15 protein-coding genes are annotated in these 16,031 nt (G+C 62.5%); 7 read left to right on the top strand and 8 right to left on the bottom strand.

Annotation, left to right across the window (positions count from 1 at the left end; all coding sequences use genetic code 11):
• Nucleotides 1-472 precede the first annotated feature (472 nt).
• From RRF64_RS08535 to pelA, 3 genes are all read left to right on the top strand, one after another.
• Nucleotides 473-1,870: a selenium-binding protein SBP56-related protein gene (locus RRF64_RS08535; protein WP_323845410.1), complete on the top strand. Its 1,398-nt coding sequence runs from the start codon at nt 473-475 to the stop codon at nt 1,868-1,870.
• A gap of 10 nt (nt 1,871-1,880) precedes the next feature.
• A complete protein-coding gene (locus RRF64_RS08530; RefSeq protein WP_323845409.1) occupies nt 1,881-2,507 on the top strand; it encodes a hypothetical protein in 627 nt (208 codons plus the stop codon).
• 144 nt (nt 2,508-2,651) lie between these two features.
• Nucleotides 2,652-3,848, top strand: a complete 1,197-nt coding sequence (gene pelA / locus RRF64_RS08525) for a pectate lyase (RefSeq protein ID WP_323845408.1) — start codon at nt 2,652-2,654, stop codon at nt 3,846-3,848.
• A 22-nt stretch (nt 3,849-3,870) separates the two neighbouring features.
• On the opposite strand, the gene RRF64_RS08520 is transcribed toward pelA, so the two are convergent.
• Entirely contained in the window at nt 3,871-4,473 is a 603-nt protein-coding gene (locus RRF64_RS08520; protein WP_323845407.1) for a glutathione S-transferase, read from the bottom strand.
• Nucleotides 4,474-4,613: 140 nt separating this feature from the next.
• Nucleotides 4,614-4,868 (bottom strand): HP1242/YdcH family protein, encoded by a 255-nt coding sequence (locus RRF64_RS08515; RefSeq protein ID WP_323845406.1) that lies wholly within the window; start codon nt 4,866-4,868, stop codon nt 4,614-4,616.
• A 157-nt stretch (nt 4,869-5,025) separates the two neighbouring features.
• Between RRF64_RS08515 and RRF64_RS08510 the strand changes: the two genes are divergently transcribed.
• Entirely contained in the window at nt 5,026-7,146 is a 2,121-nt protein-coding gene (locus RRF64_RS08510) for a TonB-dependent siderophore receptor (RefSeq protein WP_323845405.1), read from the top strand.
• 106 nt (nt 7,147-7,252) lie between these two features.
• Nucleotides 7,253-8,377: a PepSY-associated TM helix domain-containing protein gene (locus RRF64_RS08505; protein WP_323845404.1), complete on the top strand. Its 1,125-nt coding sequence runs from the start codon at nt 7,253-7,255 to the stop codon at nt 8,375-8,377.
• 19 nt (nt 8,378-8,396) lie between these two features.
• Here the strand turns inward: RRF64_RS08505 and RRF64_RS08500 are convergent, their stop codons facing one another.
• From RRF64_RS08500 to RRF64_RS08480, 5 genes are all read right to left on the bottom strand, one after another.
• A complete protein-coding gene (locus RRF64_RS08500) occupies nt 8,397-9,092 on the bottom strand; it encodes a TetR/AcrR family transcriptional regulator (RefSeq protein WP_323845403.1) in 696 nt (231 codons plus the stop codon).
• Between the two features lie 249 nt (nt 9,093-9,341).
• On the bottom strand, nt 9,342-10,361 hold the full coding sequence (locus tag RRF64_RS08495; protein WP_422732613.1) for a cytochrome d ubiquinol oxidase subunit II: 1,020 nt from the start codon (nt 10,359-10,361) through the stop codon (nt 9,342-9,344).
• Nucleotides 10,358-11,737, bottom strand: coding sequence for a cytochrome ubiquinol oxidase subunit I (locus RRF64_RS08490; RefSeq protein WP_323845402.1), 1,380 nt, complete (start codon nt 11,735-11,737; stop codon nt 10,358-10,360). Before RRF64_RS08490 ends, RRF64_RS08495 begins: the two co-directional genes overlap by 4 nt.
• Before the next feature lie 66 nt (nt 11,738-11,803).
• The gene (locus RRF64_RS08485; protein WP_323845401.1) at nt 11,804-12,361 is read right to left on the bottom strand and encodes a GbsR/MarR family transcriptional regulator; all 558 of its coding nucleotides are present in this window, start codon (nt 12,359-12,361) and stop codon (nt 11,804-11,806) included.
• 92 nt (nt 12,362-12,453) lie between these two features.
• On the bottom strand, nt 12,454-13,371 hold the full coding sequence (locus tag RRF64_RS08480; protein ID WP_323845400.1) for a DUF1853 family protein: 918 nt from the start codon (nt 13,369-13,371) through the stop codon (nt 12,454-12,456).
• A 139-nt stretch (nt 13,372-13,510) separates the two neighbouring features.
• Here RRF64_RS08480 and RRF64_RS08475 point away from each other — a divergent pair, with 139 nt between their 5' ends.
• On the top strand, nt 13,511-14,422 hold the full coding sequence (locus tag RRF64_RS08475; RefSeq protein ID WP_323845399.1) for a bile acid:sodium symporter family protein: 912 nt from the start codon (nt 13,511-13,513) through the stop codon (nt 14,420-14,422).
• Nucleotides 14,423-14,458: 36 nt separating this feature from the next.
• Here RRF64_RS08475 and RRF64_RS08470 read toward each other — a convergent pair whose 3' ends face one another.
• Nucleotides 14,459-15,151, bottom strand: a complete 693-nt coding sequence (locus tag RRF64_RS08470; RefSeq protein ID WP_323845398.1) for a Crp/Fnr family transcriptional regulator — start codon at nt 15,149-15,151, stop codon at nt 14,459-14,461.
• Between the two features lie 96 nt (nt 15,152-15,247).
• On the opposite strand from RRF64_RS08470, the gene RRF64_RS08465 reads away from it, so the two are divergent.
• A complete protein-coding gene (locus RRF64_RS08465; protein ID WP_323845397.1) occupies nt 15,248-16,021 on the top strand; it encodes a class II aldolase/adducin family protein in 774 nt (257 codons plus the stop codon).
• Nucleotides 16,022-16,031: the final 10 nt, after the last annotated feature.

Here is a 16,031-nt window from a genome sequence, read left to right as displayed (position 1 = left end):
TCCCGTGCCGAAACAGGTTTGCAGGTTTCGGGGCGGGACGTTCACTCTTTTTATTCGCGGGGCATTGCGCCGTCACGCCGCTGACGAAGACCTTCTGCCGGAAATTAAGGCAAAGTGCTGGGAGCGGTATTTCGAAACCGTCGGGTACAGGGACGTACCCGACGGAGCTACAGGGACGTATTTATGCGTTTTCGAAATGCCGCTCCCAGTGCTTTGCCGCCACCGCACCTACTCAAAGCGGAACTTGGGGTACATCAACAGTCCGCGCGGGCCATGCCCCGCCATTATTCTTGCGCATGAATCGTCGATAAATGCCGCGGGTCCGTGCTGGGGCACAGGCTTCGTTTTCATCGAATTTAGGCGCCCGTATTATTTTCTCTTGCCCAACGCGCCGAGTGCGGGAGGGGGCCGGTCACTATACTGCCAAAAATCGAATGAATGACCGCGCCAGTCCAGCACGGGGAGCATCAGCATGGCATTGTGGAAACCGGATCCCTCTTTCTACCCTTCCGCCAGGATGGCGATGCAGGCGCCGCCCGAGCGTCACGCCTATGTCGCGGCGCTGAATCCGAATGGTGCCGACAAACCCGACGCCATCTGTGTCGTGGATCTCGATCCCAAGTCCGCCACCTATTGCCAGGTGGTCAGTACGCTGGAGCTGCCGCATGTGGGCGACGAGTTGCACCACTTCGGCTGGAACGCCTGCAGTTCGGCCCTGTGCCCCTATGCGCCGCACCCGCATCTGGAGCGGCGCTACCTGATAGTGCCGGGATTGCGCAGTTCGCGTATCTACGTGATCGACACCAAGCCGGATCCGCTGAAACCGCAGATCGTCAAGACACTGGAACCGGAAGAGGTGATGGCCAAGTCCGGCTACAGCCGCCCGCACACGGTGCACTGCGGTCCCGACGCCATCTACATTTCGGCCATGGGCTCCGTCAATGGCGACAACGGCCCCGGCGGTATTTTCATGCTCGACCACTTCAGTTTCGAAGTGATCGGCCCCTGGGAGCTACATCGCGGCGACCAGATGCTGGCCTACGATTTCTGGTGGCACCTGGCGGAGGATGTACTGATCAGCAGCGAGTGGGGCAAGCCGTCGCAGTTCGAAAACGGCCTGGTGGCCGAGGATCTGCTCGGCAACAAATACGGCCACCGCATCCATTTCTGGAACCTGCGCAAACGCAGACTGGAGCAGAGCATCGATATCGGCGCCGAGCACCAGATGCTGCTGGAGCTGCGCCCGGCCCACGACCCGCGGGAATCCTACGGCTTTGCCGGTGTGGTGGTCAGCACCGAGGACCTGTCCGCATCCATCTGGCTCTGGTATCGGGAAAAGGACAAGTGGCAGATGAAAAAAGTCATTACCATCCCGCCGGTACCCGCCGAGGAAGAGGATCTGCCGGACCTGCTGAAGGGCTTCAAGGCGGTGCCGCCGCTGGTGTCGGATATCGACCTGTCCCTCGACGACCGCTTCCTGTACGTCGCCTGCTGGGGCACCGGGGAGCTGCACCAGTACGACGTGACCGACCCGCACAAGCCAAAGCTCACCGGCAAGGTGGCGATCGGCGGCGTCGTGAACAAGAAGGGACACCCCAAGGCCGAGGGCCCACTGCTCGGCGCGCCGCAGATGGTGGAAATCAGCCGCGACGGGCGTCGCGTCTATTTCACCAACTCGCTGTACAGCACCTGGGACGACCAGTTCTATCCGGACAAGATGACCGGCTGGATGGTCAAGGCGGATGCGGATCCGAATGGCGGCATCAGCCTCGACGAGGACTTCTTTATCGATTTTGGCGAGACCCGGGTACACCAGGTAAGGCTGGAAGGTGGTGACGCATCTACCGATTCCTACTGTTACCCTTCCTGACGACTGGCAGATGTGGCTAGCGATGGTGCTGTTCGGCGCCTTTCACGGCCTGAACCCGGGCATGGGCTGGCTGTTCGCGCTGACCCTCGGCCTGCAGCAGCGCAGCGAGCGGGTGATCTGGCTGTCGCTGCTGCCGATTGCGCTGGGGCACGCGCTGGCGATCATCGCCGTGGTGCTGCTGGTGCTGGCCGGCCTGCAGTTCGTTCCCTTGGCGACGGTACAGAAATTCAGTGCGCTGGCACTGCTGGCGTTCGGTCTGTACAAGCTGTTCAACTACTACCGCCACCCGCGCTGGGTGGGCATGAAGGTGGGGGCCGGCGATCTGCTGCTCTGGTCTTTTCTGATGGCCAGCGCCCACGGCGCCGGGCTGATGCTGGTGCCGGCGCTGCTCGGCGCGGGTGACCAGGCGCACGCGCATCACGGCGGGCACGCGCTGCCCGGGGGATTCAGCATGCTCGCCGCGGTGGGCCTGCACACGCTGACCATGCTGCTGGTGATGGGCGTCGTCGCCTGGATCGTGTACCGCAAGCTGGGGCTCGCGGTACTGCGCAGCAGCTGGATCAATTTCGACCTGATCTGGGCAGTGGCGCTGCTGCTGGTCGGCTCGCTGGCCCTATGGATGGCGTATTCGCACTGAGCGCCCCTCTCTCGGCGCAATTCCCAGCGGTCGATATCGACACTGGCGATATTGGCCTTACCAATGTCATAATCCTGCCTGACAATGTGGTGCTTCCACCATGTCGTGAAAAAATAATAAGTGAGCCACAGAGAGTCCCGGATAATGAGTATCTACCGCTTGTTTCTGGCCGCGCTGCTGTCCCTGGCGGGCACCGCCTGCAGCGCGGAAAGCCCCGATCAACTGCGGCCGGCCGCAACCCTGGCCGACTATCGCGAGCAGTCCCGGCAATTGCTACAGCTGGACCGGCAGCATTTCATCGCGGAGTTGCGGCGGGCCGGGCTGGAGAAGCCGCTGCCGGCTGCCTATGCCGAGCGCTTCGGTTTCGATCCGAAACAACCGGTGGACTTCTACCGCACGGAAGCGGGCAGGCGTATCGCGGATAATGTGCTGAGCTATCAGACCCCGTCCGGCGGCTGGTCCAAGCGCACGGACATGGGCGCGGCGCCGCGCAGGCCGGGCCAGGTCTATGGCGTGTCAAAAAACTATATTCCCACCTTCGACAACGGCGCCACCAGCACCCAGTTCTGGGTGATGGCGAAAGCTTTTGCGGCCACCAAGGACAAGCGCTATGCGGATGCCGCCGAGCGCGCGCTGCATCTGATTCTATTGGCGCAGTATCCGCATGGCGGCTGGCCGCAGTCCTTTCCGCTGCGCGGCGAGTACCACGACCTGATCACGTTTAACGACGAGGTAATCAGCGACCTGCTGCGCATTGTCAACGCGGTGGCGCGGGGCGACGAGGGCCTGGAATTTCTGCCCGGGCCGCTGCGCCAGCGCGCCGCGGACGGCCTGAGCCGCGCCCTGCAAATGCTGGTGGACACCCAGGTGCAAAGCGGCGGCCGCGCCACCATCTGGGGCGCCCAGCACGACCCGCAGACGCTCGCGCCCGCCGCCGCCAGGGCCTTCGAACCGGCAGCGCTGGCCACGCGCGAAAGCGCGGACTTGGTGCTCTTCCTGATGGAGCTGGAACAGCCGTCGGAAAATGTTGCGCGGGTCATAGTGAGCGCCCACGACTGGTTTCAAAAGAATCAGATCCGCGGCTACCGCTGGGAAAAGGCCGGGGAGGAATACCGGGAGCTGCTGCCGGATGAAAATGCCGGTCCGCTGTGGGCGCGTTTTTACGAAGTCGGCAGCGACAGGCCGGTGTTCGGCGATCGCGATGGCAGCGTCCACTACGATATCCGCGAGCTGTCGCGGGAGCGGACGCTCGGCTACGGCTGGTATACCGAGCACCCGCACAAGGTACTGAAAAAATTCGCCGCCTGGCGACAGCGGCACCTTCCCGCTCCGGCAATCTGATCCGCCGCTGCGGGTTCAGGCGTTATTCGCGCAGCGCGGTCGCAATGAAACTGTCGCGGGCTTCCAAACGCCCGGCAAGTTGACTCAATTGCGGCCGCCCGCGGCGCCAGTCGATGTCGGCGTGGCGGAAATCCAGGTAGGCGAGGGCGCAGGCCAGGTTGATATGGGCCAGGTTCAGCGGCTCGGTCAGCTGGCCGGCGCGCTGTTCCAGGTAGTCCAGGGTGCGCCATGTCGCACTCTCGTAGCGCTGCCACCAGAAATCCGAGCGCAGGCCCTCTTTCTCCCGCACTTTCTCCAGGCGCCGCAGCACCAGTGTGTCGAGCAGGCCGGAGCAGACGCTGTAGAAGGTTTTCAGGTTCCAGTCCGCCTCGAGTGCCCGGCTCAGACGGCCGTCACCCAGTTCCCTGTCCAGATAGGCGCAGATCACCTCGCTGTCCATGATCGCCTCACCACCGGCCAGACTCAGGCAGGGCACCTTGCCCAGAGGATTGCTGGCGATGAAGTCCTCGGCGTTGTCGAACGGGTGGGATATTTCCTCGCTGACCCGGTCCTCGAGCCGCTGCTCGCGCACGACAATTCGCGCGCTGCGCGCATAGGGGGAGGCGTGGGTGAAGTAGAGTTTCATGGCGCCATTCGCTCCGTGCGGAAAAGCGGCAGTTTGCGCAATGGTACTCGGCGAGTCCAGCGAATGACGATTAACCCGGCAGCCGTCATTGCGGTAACGATCAACCTGGCAAAAGCATTACCGGGTTGATCGTTGCCGGATTAATGGCGGGTTTGCGCGCTGTTGGTGATGCGGTGGTAGAGGTGTTGTTTGAGGTAGGCGCGTTGTTTTTTCAGGGTGGAGTAGTGCTCGTCGTCGGTGCCTATGCCGCTTTCCTGTAACCCCCGGATTTGCTTGTCCAGTTTGTGATAGGTGTCGCTTTCTTCTTTGAATTGGAGATCTTCGTTCTGTAGCCGCTGGATGGTCTCTGCATATTCGGGGAAGTCCAGTTCCAGATCGTGAGGGGCGATGGGCATAGGGGGAGCCTCCGGTTGATTGTTAGATGGGAATGCCATCCCCAAGTGTAGTTGTTACGTCTCAAAGTCGCACAAAGTGCAAATCTAAATGATAATCTGTTGCATTTAGTGTTTCATCCCCTTAAGATGCGCGCAAAATTCACAAGGGGAATGGATTGTGACGAACAACAAGCGCGTACTGGCTCGCCCCACACTGCTCGCGGTGGCTCTATGTCTGGCGAACGCTCAAGCCTGGGCGGAAACCGGGGGGGCAATCGAAACGGTCGAGGTCACCGGCGAGGCCACCGAGTCCTATCTGATCGAGGAAATGGACACCGCCACCGGTCTGGGGCTTTCCAGTCTGGAGACACCGCAGTCGGTGTCCGCCATCGGCCGCGTGCAGATGGAAGATTTCAAACTGTACAGCCTGAACGACGCCCTGCAGGCGGTGCCGGGCCTGCAGGTGGAGAGCGTCGAGACGGACCGCACCTACTACTCATCCCGGGGCTTCGATGTCACCAACTTCCAGGTGGATGGCGTCGGTGTGCCCGCCACCTACGGCAACCGGGATGGTGAGACGGATACCGCCCTGTATGAGCGGATCGAGGTAGTGCGCGGTGCCAACGGCCTCATGAGCGGCGCCGGCAACCCCTCCGCCACCGTCAACATGGTGCGCAAGCGCCCCACCGAAGACTTCCAGCTTTCCCTGGGCGCCACCGCCGGTTCCTGGAACAGGGCGCGCCTGGAAGCGGATGCCTCCGGCGCCCTCACCGATGGCCTGCGCGGCCGCATGGTAGTGGCCAAGGAAGACCGCGAGTCTTACCTCGACTTCTATGGCATGGACAAGACCGCGCTCTACGGCGTGGTGGAAAAGAACCTGGGCGAAGCGACGCAGCTGACCGTCGGTTCCAGTTACCAGAGCAGCGAGGCCGACAGCCCGCTGTGGGGCGCACTGCCGCTGGTCTACAGCGACGGCACACCCACCGATTACGATGTTTCTGCCTCCACCTCCGCCGAGTGGGCCTACTGGGACAACATCGAGAGCGAGGTCTTCGCCGAGCTGAAGCACGAGTTCGCCAACGGCTGGGAGGCCAAGGTCTACTACATCCACAGCGACATCGAGGGCGACAGCGAGCTGCTGTATATGTACAGCCTGCCGGATGCCGCCACCGATGAGGGCCTGATCGGCTACGCCAGCGAGTACACGCTCGAGGAGCAGCGCGACCTGTTCGACCTGCGCCTGACCGGCAACTACAGCCTGCTGGGCCGTGAGCACGATGTCCTGTTCGGCTACAACTGGGCCGAGGGCAGCGTGAAAGAAACTTCCCTCTACGATTACACCAACGGCTTCCCCTGGATCGGCGACTTCACCCAGTGGAACGGCCAGACCCCGGTGCGCCCGGTGTTTACCGACGGCCTCACCGGCAGTGATTTCGACGACGAGCAGAGCGCTCTCTACGCCGCTACCCGCTTCCACATTACCGATGCGCTGAGCCTCGTCGGCGGTGCCCGCGTCGTGGACTGGGAAGCGAAGGGAACCGGTTACGGTACCAGCAAGGTCACCAGGGAAACCGGCAAGGTGCTGCCCTATGCGGGCCTGGTGTATCGCATCGGCGACAACTTCTCCGTGTACGCCAGCCACACCGAAACCTTCATGCCGCAGGACGACACCGCGGTGGATCTGACCTTCATCGATCCCACCGAGGGCACCAATAACGAGATCGGTGCCAAGGGCCTGTTCTTCGACGGCAAGCTGATTGCCACCGTCTCCTACTATGAGACCGAGCAGGCCAATGTGGCGGAATATGCCGGCCAGGTGGAAGACCCCGTCAACGACCAGATCCTGATCGACGTCTACGAGGGCCGCGACTACGAGAGCAAGGGCTACGACCTGACCCTGAGCGGCCAGCTCAGCGATGGCCTGCAGGTGGATTTCAGCTACGCCGATGTGGATATCGAGAACCGGGAGGGCAACGGCCTGAACCGCGACTACATTCCGGCCCAGACCCTGCGCCTGTTCGCCAGCTATTGCCCGCCGATGCTGCAGCAGCTGAAAGTGGGCGGCGGCATCAGCTGGCAGGACGACATACAGCGCACGCACAGTGCCGGTCACCTGATCGAGCAGGAGGCCTACGCCACCCTGCAGCTGTTCGCCAACTATCGCGTGAACGAGCAGCTGAGTTTCGCGCTGAACGGCAAGAACCTGACCGACGAGAAGTACATCAGCTCGCTCTACTGGGACCAGGGCTTCTACGCCGCGCCGCGCAACGTCAGCGCGTCGGCAAACTGGCGCTTCTGACGCTTAAATAGCTAATGCGCTCTCTTGGGGGTGGCGGGTTGATAGGCCCCGCCATCCTTTTTTGCGTACTGAAACCCGGCAATTTTTTCTGCGATATTTGATCCATATGAACAAGACCCTGTTCAAACTGCACAGCTGGATGGCACTGATCGCCTTTGTGCCGCTGCTGGTGATCTGCGTTACCGGCAGCATTCTGGTGTTCAAGCACGAGATCGACGCGCTGCTGATTGCGGACAAGGTGCGGGTGGATGCCGCCGGCCGCGAGCGCCTGGACCTCGATACGCTGGCAACCTCGGTGAACAGCAATTTTCCCGGTTATGAAATCGTCGGCTGGGCGCTGTTCCAGGATCGCGACCGCGCCGATCTCGTCTACACCATGCAGCATGGCACCGATGAGTGGACCTATGCACTGCTGGACCAGTACACCGGCGAGCCGCTGCGCCCGCCCATGGGGCTGACCCATCACCTCACCGACTGGCTGCTGGATCTCCACTACACCCTGCTGGTGGGTGACTGGGGTATGCTCATTACCAGTGTCTTCTCCATTCTGCTGTGCCTGTTGGGGATCAGCGGTTTCATTCTCTACCGCAAGTTCTGGAAGAACTTTTTCACCCTGCGCTGGAACGCGCGCCTGATCGTGTATTTTTCCGATCTGCACAAAATGACCGGCATCATCGGTGCGCCCATTCTGCTGGTGCTCGGTTTCACCGGGGCCTGGTGGAACATCACCCATTTTGCCCACGAGCTGGAAGAACACGCCGGCGGCGCCGAGCACTACAAGATGGCCGAGCGCCTCTACAACGACGAGCTGTCACTGCAGGCGCTGATGGATGACACCGCCAAGCGGGTGCGGAATATCGAGGCTACCTACATCTCCTTCCCCTGGGAGCCGGGCGCCAACTTCACCTTCTGGGGGGATGTCCACTCCGGCAATCCGCTGCTCAGCCAGTACGCCAGCAATGTGACCTACAACGCCCAGAGCGGCGAGCACATGGTGAGCTACGACATCCGCGAGGCGAGCCTCGGTGCAAAGATCGTCGACAGCTATCGCCGGCTGCACTTCGGCGATTTTGCCGGCCTGGTGAGCAAAGTGATCTGGTGTGTGATCGGCCTGTCGCCGCTGATGTTGTCGGTTACCGGCATTTACATCTGGTCCCGGCGCCGGGAAAAGCGCCGTAATGCGCGCGTCAAGCGGCGCGGCAAGCGGCTCGCCATTCCAGCTGTCGGATAATTGAGTGCCCCGAGAATTTTCAGGTTGTGAATGCGCCAGCCGGCGCGAAGCGGTGCTGGCGCCGCTGTGGAAGCTCGCCGAGGTAGAGCTTCAGGTAGGCGGCCGCGGCCCGCTTGCCTTCGGCGGCAATCCCGTCAGTGATACGCCCGAACCGGGTGTAAGATTGCGACAGGAATGCGTCACTGATATTCACGGCCAGCATGAAGCGTTCCCGCCAGTCCTGCGACGGCGGCAGTTCGAAATCGCGCGAGAGGTTTTTCAGCAGGGTGTCGGCCAGGCGCCCGCAGTGCTCCAGCTGCAGCTGACGCAGCGGCCAGCTCGATTGCGGGCCGAAGTGCACCTTGAGTGCCGCTGTATTGTCGTCGTAGTAGGAACGTATCAGATCGCAGATCTGGAATAACAGATCCTGCCAGCTCTCCAGCGGCGAAAAATCCGTGCGGCAGAGCAGGGTCTCGCTGAAGTAGCGGTAATGGCGCTCGGCCAGTGCAGTGAGGCTGGCATCGACGCTGGGAAAGAAATGGTACACCGATGCGGCGGGTACCCCGGCAACCTGGCTCAGGTTGGCGAGGCTGATATCATTTGAATCCTGTTCGGAAATGAGAACTTCGAGTGCATCGAGAAGCTTTTCGTACTTCTCGCGGCCATTTTTGCGTTGCGGTTTGCGCGGACTCGCAATGTCGCGCTGGCTGGCTGCCCGTCGATCGACCTGATTCAATTCACACCCCGACTGGCGCAAGCGGCGGAACGCCGACTAAGCGCTTTACTTCCCTGTAAATACTTGTCTTTTGGTGACGGCAATTATTGGCGCTGTAGCCGCGCGGGGCAAGAGTGTTTTGCCGGAAGTGTGGTTTAGTTCCGCCTTCCACAAATAACTTCGAGGAAGCCCCCGCGCTGCGAAGGGCCGTCCAGCCCGGATATTGCACCGGGGGCGCGATCATCGCGGCCCCCTGGTGCAATATCCGGGCTAGTGGTAGCGCAGCTCCGTTGCCTTGCCGCGAAACACCCGGTAGGAGAACACCGTGTAAGCCAGGATCGCCGGAACTACGATGACCGCGCCGACCAGAATGAACTGCAGCGATTCGGGTGCGCTGGCCGCCTGCCAGATATCCAGCTTCCCCGGCACGATTTCCGGGTAAAAGCTGAAAGCCAGGCCGGTAAAACTCAGCAGAAAGACCAGCAGCACGTTGACGAACGGAATCCAGCTGTGGCGGTCGTCCACCTTTGGCAGGCGCCGCAGCAGTACCTCGTTGGCGGCGAAGGCGAAGAAGCACAGCATCGGTATCAGCAGTACGAACATCACCAGCGGAAAGGTAAACCAGCGGTCGAACACGCCCGGGTTCACCAGCGGGTTGACGAGGGAAACCGCCACTACGCCGACGAAAGCCGCCCGGCCGGCGCTGTGGGTCCAGCGGATCGCGCGCCGCTGCAGCTCGCCCTCGGTTTTCATGATCAGCCAGGCCGCACCGATATAGCTGTAGGCGGCGGTGACACCTATGGCACTGAGCGCCGCGAACAGCTGTGTGGGCCAGCCGGGCTCAAAGCCCATCACATACTGGCCGAGCATATAGCCCTGGGTCAGGCTGGTGAGCAGCGAGCCCGCCTTGAAGGTGCGGTCCCAGGACAGCTTGTGGTCCACCGCCGCCTTGGCGCGGAAATCGAAGGCCACGCCTCGCATGATCAGGCCGATCAGCATGATTGCGGTGGGAATGTAGAGGTGCATCAGCACCATGCTGTGTGCCGTGGGGAAGGCGATCAGCAGCAGCCCGACCGCCAGCACCAGCCAGGTTTCGTTGGCGTCCCAGAAGGGACCGATCGACGCGATCATCGTGTCCCGCTGGCGCTCGCTGTCCGCGTCCATCGGCAGCAGTATGCCGACCCCGAGGTCGTAGCCGTCGAGTACCGCATAGACGAGCACTGCGAGGCCCATCAGGCCGATGAAAATCACCGGCAGCCAGTCGGCGAAAGTCAGGGATTCCACACTCATGCTGCGCCCTCCTCGGTGGCTTCGGGCAGGTTGGTGAGCTTGCCGCCCGCCTGCGGCGATTCCGTCTCGAATTCCTCGACCTTGACCGATTTGCGCGCCATTACCCCGAGCGTGTGGATATAGGCCCACAACAGCACCGCGTAGACGAGCAGGTACAGGGTCAGCGAGAAGCCCACATTGGCCGGCGCCAGCGGTGTTACCGCGTCCGCCGTTCTCAGCACGCCGGTGACCAGCCACGGCTGGCGACCGATCTCGGTGACATACCAGCCCGCCAGCGTGGCGACCCAGCCGGAGAAGGTCATCGCCACCACCACCTTGAGCATCCAGCGCGGCAGTTCGCCGCGCCTGCGCAGCAGGAAACAGCCGGTCCAGGCCACGGCCAGCATCAGGACGCCCATGCCGACCATGATGCGGAAGCCGAAGAACAGCGGCTTGACCGGCGGGTGATTGCCCTCGAATTCGTTGAGGCCGCGAATCTCGCCGTCGCGCTCGTGGGTCAGGATCAGGCTCGCCAGTTTGGGAATGGCGATCTCGAAGTGGTTGGTGCGCTGCGCCTCGTCGGGGATGGCGAACAGCAGCAGCGGCGCACCTCTTTCCGTCTCCCAGACGCCCTCCATGGCGGCGATTTTCTGCGGCTGGTGTTCGAACGTGTTCAAGCCGTGCAGGTCGCCGACAAAGGCCTGGATCGGCGCCAGTATGGCGGCGAGCACCAGGCCCGTCTTCAGCGCCAGGCGCGGCGCCAGCTTGGGGTCGCCCTTGAGGATGCGGTACGCAGACAGCCCGGCCACGAAAAAGGATGCCGTGAGGCCCGAGGCCAGCAGCATATGAGTAAGTCGATAGGGGAAGGAGGGGTTGAAGATCACCGCCAGCCAGTCGCTGGCGTGGACGACGCCGTCGCGTATTTCGAACCCCGCCGGGGTCTGCATCCAGGAGTTGAGGGCCAGAATCCAGAAGGCGGACAGGGTGGTGCCGACGGCGACGACGAATGCAGAGAGGGTGTGTATCTTGCTCGGCACCCGGTTGATGCCGAACAGCATGATGCCGAGGAAGGTCGCCTCGAGGAAAAAGGCCGTCAGCACCTCGTAGCCCAGCAGCGGCCCGGCAATATTGCCCACCTTTTCCATAAAGCCCGGCCAGTTGGTGCCGAACTGGAACGACATGGTGATGCCGCTGACGACCCCTAGGGCAAAGTTCAGCGCAAACACCTTGACCCAGAAACGGTAGGCGCGCATCCACACGGGGTTGTTGGTCTGCTCGAAGCGCAGTTTGAAGAAGAAAACAATCCAGCCCAGGGCGATGGTGATGGTGGGAAAGAGAATATGAAAGCTGATGTTGGCGGCGAACTGCATCCTCGACAGGATCAGGGTATCAAGCATGGGAACCTCTACTAATAAGCGGTAATTGCTGTCCGGGCTCGCAGGAGTGATTTGCTCCGCGGAAGATTATTTGGCTCTGGACGCGCCTCCTTTTACCTTGCCTTTGAGCTCCAGCAGCTTGCTGATTCCGGAACCCAGCTTCATCAATTTAAGCAGGTCTTTCTGTTCCAGCCTGCTGAGGGTGTTGGCGAACTGATCCAGCAGCTCCAGCAGGTCATAGACCTCCTGCATCTTTTCCTGCGCCTGGGCTTCCTGTTCGTCCTGGGGATCATTCAGCAGCAGCTGGCGCAGCAGGGTCAGGGTGGGGTCCAGCTCGCGCTTGCGGCGCTCCTCGAACACCGTGCGCGCCAGGTCCCAGATGGAACCGGCGGCGGTGAAGTAGTCCTTGCGATCGCCGGGCTGGTGGTGCAGTTCCACCAGGCGCCAGGCCTGCAACTCCTTCAGCCCCATGCTCACATTGCCGCGGCTGATCTTCAGCGCCTGGGCCAGCTGGTCCGCGTTCACGGGTTCGGGGTGGATGGTGAGCAGCGCAAACATCTGCCCGACGGTGCGGTTGAATCCCCAGCGGCTGCCCATCTCGCCGAAATGCAGCACGAATGCCTGGGCCTGACTGGATAATTTCATTGATTTCTTAACTTTCAGAAATTTCTGAAAATTGTAAAGACAATTTGGCGCTTGTCAATTCCAAGTGCCGGGAGCTTGTCGTTCAGGGGTCCCTAGAGGCTGTCCAGTGCGGTCTCGTACCAGTCGTCCGGCACGATAAAGCCGCGGCTGATCTCTCTGTCCGCATCCCGGTCCGCTTCCCGGGCCGCGACACAGAGCGGCCTTTCCAGGCCGCGATCGCGGAGTGTCTCGACCAGGCTGTCGACGCTGTCGCCGTGCGCGGCCCGGTAGCCGCGGTCCGCCAGCCAGGCGCGTTTCGGCAGGTGCCACCAGCGCAGGGGCTGCCGGCGGAAGTGAAAGTGGAACTCGTCGAGCGGGGCCCACCAGTAGCGGCAGGTCTCCGGGTTGATCGCCGCATGCAGCATCGCCTGTTCCTCGCCAAGGGGCCGGAACAGGCGCCCCGGCATCAGCGCCCACTGGCGGTCGATATGGATATCCCGCTGTTGCAGTATTTCCCGCGCGGCCGGCTGACGAATCAGCGGCAGCTGGTGCTCGCGCATCCGCGCGAGTTTGATATCCAGCCGGTCGCGAATGCTCGGTCCGACCCAGTACTCGCCCTGCACCTGCAAATAGAACTTGACCGCGATTTCCCAGTGCTCGGTGGCGCCGCTCGGCAGGTGTTGCACGACAAAATCCAGTTCCCCCAGCGTGCGGCCCCCGGCGCGCAGCGGCAGGTTGCGGCAGATCAGCGTGTAGGCGGGGTGCTGGGCGAATGCGAATGCCCAGAGATTCTCGAAATACACGCCGAGCCGCGCCGTCTTCTTCCGCTCGTCATTCCGGCGCAGGCTGGAATCCAGCTGCGATGCCAGCCGCTCGCGAACCTCTGCGCGCGAGAAGTAGCCGCTCAGTTCCGCCTGCCGCTGCGACGGCAGCCACGGCAGGCCGAAGCCGCGCGCGATATGCGGGGCACCGAGTGCCCAGAGCAGATTGGCCCAGTGGTCCGGTTTCACCATCGATGCTTCCGATGACATTTGATGTCCTGCGGTCAATTCAAGCTGCATTCAGCCGGGGAGCGCGCTACGGTCAGGTTGCGAAATACACCGTGCGTTCGCCGGCCCTTGTGTTAGGGTTGAAGCAGACACAGCTACATAATAATTAGAGGAGCATTGTGTGGAATCCGGACCTATGATCTCGATCGGCCTGCCGATCTCCCTGTTTATCATCATGATCGGTATCGGCATGACCCTGACTGCCAGGGACTTTCACCAGGTGACGGTGAAGCCTGCAGGACTGATCATCGGAACTGTCGCCCAGATCCTGGTTATGCCGCTGATCGCCTTTGCACTCTGCTGGGCGCTCAGCCTGCCGCCGGCCATCGCCGTCGGCCTGGTGATTATCGCCGCCTGCCCGGGCGGCACTACTTCCAACCTGTTTACCCTGCTCGCGCGCGGCAATGTGGCGCTGTCGATCGTGCTGACGGTGTCTGCGAGCCTGATCACCGTGATGACCCTGCCGGTGCTCACCAATTACGCGCTGCGTACCTATTTCGATACCCAGCAGGCAATCGTGCTGCCGTTCGGCAGGACGGTGGCGATGCTGTCGGCGATCGTGCTGCTGCCGGTGGTGATCGGCATGCTGGTGCGCGCCTGGCGGCCAGCTCTGGCCAGCCGCGCCGAGGGTATTGTGAGTATTTTTGGCGGCCTGGTGCTGGCGGTGCTGGTGATCGGCCTGGTGTGGGGCATTCGCGATCGCATCGGCGAGCTGATGGTGCAGGCCGGCCCCTCGGCGATCGTCCTCAACCTGCTGGGCATCGGCCTGGGGCTGCTGTGCAGCCGCGCGGTCGGCCTGTCCCGGCGCGAAGCGCTCGCGGTGGCCACCGAGCTCGGCATCAAGAACGGTACGCTCGGACTGATGGTGACGCTGACCCTGCTGCATTCCAGCGAGATGTCGATCCCGTCCGCCATCTATGGTGTGCTGATGTTCCCGATCGGCTTCCTGCTGGCCGCCTACGGCCGCCGGGTGATTCCGGCCGCCAGGGAAGCCCAGCCCGACGGGGCCACAGAGGTCTCCGGGGCCGGTTGATCTTCCCCTGCTGGGTCACCGCCGCCGCGCGGTGGCTCAGTCCAGCCCTTCGATATAGCCCTGCAGTTGCGCGGGATCGGGAATGGTCACACGGCCGTAGGCAAACTCGATCAGGCCCCGCGCCTCGATATTCTTCAACACCCGGTGCACGCCCTGCCGGGTCATGCCCATCGTGTTCGCGATAAGCTCCTTCGTCAGGCGGAAACTGGCCGCGCCGCCGGCGTCGTCCGCCGGCCTGTGCATCTGCACCAGGAACAGCAGGCGCCGGCCGATGCGCGCCTCGGTACCGCGCAGCACATCATCCTGGATGATCGACATGGCCGCCCACAGCCGGCGGCTCACCAGGTCCAGTGCCACCGGGTAGGCCTCCGGATGCCGATCCATCAGCTTGCGCAGCGCCTCGCCGGGCACATCGACTACCAGGCAGTCGTCGTGGGCGCTGGCCCCGAAGACCCGCGGCATACCTGGAGAGAACACCGTGTCGCCGAACCAGGCGCCGGTATCCAGTATGGCCAGCGTGGCCTCGCGGCCAGCCGCGTTGCTGGAACAGATACGCACACGCCCCTCGGCGACGATCGACAGCTGGCTCTGCATGGTGCCGGGCAGGTAGATCACTTCATTGGCGGCATAGCGCTGGGGGCGCGCCAGCTGTGCCAGTGCCTGTTTGGCCGCCGGCGGCAGTCCGGCGAGCAGCGGACAGGCGTCGAGAATGGGTAGAAGTTCGGTCATCCGCCAAGTGTAAACAAGTTGACAGTCTTCGGGGCAGGCCTGTTTCTAGAATGCGGAGATTCAATAGAGATCCAATAACGATAAGAGAGAAAACCGATGCAAGCGCAACTGGATTCAATACCGTCCCTCCAGGGCAAGGTCAGCGATGTGGAGTGGCAGCTGCGGGTCGACCTGGCCGCTGCCTACCGGCTGATCGCCCACTACGGCTGGGACGATCTCATCTTCACCCATCTTTCCGTGCGTATTCCCGGGCCCGAACACCATTTCCTGATCAACCCTTTCGGGGCCATGTTCGACGAAATCACCGCGTCCAGCCTGGTCAAGATCGACGTGCACGGCGAGAAGGTGGGCGACAGCCCCTTCCCGGTCAATCCGGCCGGCTTCACCATTCACAGCGCCATTCACGAGGCGCGCGAAGATGCCCAGTGCGTGATGCACACGCACACCGTCGAGGGCGTCGCTGTCGCCGCCCACAGCGAGGGGCTGCTGCCGATCTCCCAGCAGTCGCTGTTCCCGCTGTCGAGCCTGGCCTATCACGACTACGAGGGCATCGCCGTGCGTGAGGACGAGAAGGCGCGCCTCGTGCGTGACCTGGGTTCCGCCAACTACCTGATCCTGCGCAACCACGGCCTGCTGACCTGTGCGCCGACAGTAGCCGACGCCTTCCTGGCCATGTACATACTGCAGCGATCCTGCGAGATACAGGTGGCCGCACTGGCCGGCAATCGCCCGCTGACGCCGGTGCCGCAGCCGATCATCGACAAGATCTGCGGTGAGGGCGACAAGGTCACCAGCAGCCAGGGCGGGCTGCTCGCCTGGCCGGGCCTTTTGCGCAAGCTCGACCGCATCGATCCCGGCTACCGCGACTGAGGAGCATCGA

This window comes from Microbulbifer magnicolonia (assembly GCF_035117725.1).
GTDB classification, from domain to species: Bacteria; Pseudomonadota; Gammaproteobacteria; order Pseudomonadales; family Cellvibrionaceae; genus Microbulbifer; species Microbulbifer magnicolonia.
The sequence above is the reverse complement of the archived record's forward strand: the minus strand, read 5'-3'. Positions and strand labels throughout refer to the sequence as shown.

Coding starts and splice junctions, on each gene's coding strand:
- RRF64_RS08535 (WP_323845410.1), top strand. CDS start 473: ATGGCATTGTGGAAACCGGATCCCTCTTTCTACCCTTCCGCCAGGATG.
- RRF64_RS08530 (WP_323845409.1), top strand. CDS start 1,881: ATGTGGCTAGCGATGGTGCTGTTCGGCGCCTTTCACGGCCTGAACCCG.
- pelA (WP_323845408.1), top strand. CDS start 2,652: ATGAGTATCTACCGCTTGTTTCTGGCCGCGCTGCTGTCCCTGGCGGGC.
- RRF64_RS08520 (WP_323845407.1), bottom strand. CDS start 4,473: ATGAAACTCTACTTCACCCACGCCTCCCCCTATGCGCGCAGCGCGCGA.
- RRF64_RS08515 (WP_323845406.1), bottom strand. CDS start 4,868: ATGCCCATCGCCCCTCACGATCTGGAACTGGACTTCCCCGAATATGCA.
- RRF64_RS08505 (WP_323845404.1), top strand. CDS start 7,253: ATGAACAAGACCCTGTTCAAACTGCACAGCTGGATGGCACTGATCGCC.
- RRF64_RS08495 (WP_422732613.1), bottom strand. CDS start 10,361: ATGAGTGTGGAATCCCTGACTTTCGCCGACTGGCTGCCGGTGATTTTC.
- RRF64_RS08490 (WP_323845402.1), bottom strand. CDS start 11,737: ATGCTTGATACCCTGATCCTGTCGAGGATGCAGTTCGCCGCCAACATC.
- RRF64_RS08485 (WP_323845401.1), bottom strand. CDS start 12,361: ATGAAATTATCCAGTCAGGCCCAGGCATTCGTGCTGCATTTCGGCGAG.
- RRF64_RS08480 (WP_323845400.1), bottom strand. CDS start 13,371: ATGTCATCGGAAGCATCGATGGTGAAACCGGACCACTGGGCCAATCTG.
- RRF64_RS08470 (WP_323845398.1), bottom strand. CDS start 15,151: ATGACCGAACTTCTACCCATTCTCGACGCCTGTCCGCTGCTCGCCGGA.
- RRF64_RS08465 (WP_323845397.1), top strand. CDS start 15,248: ATGCAAGCGCAACTGGATTCAATACCGTCCCTCCAGGGCAAGGTCAGC.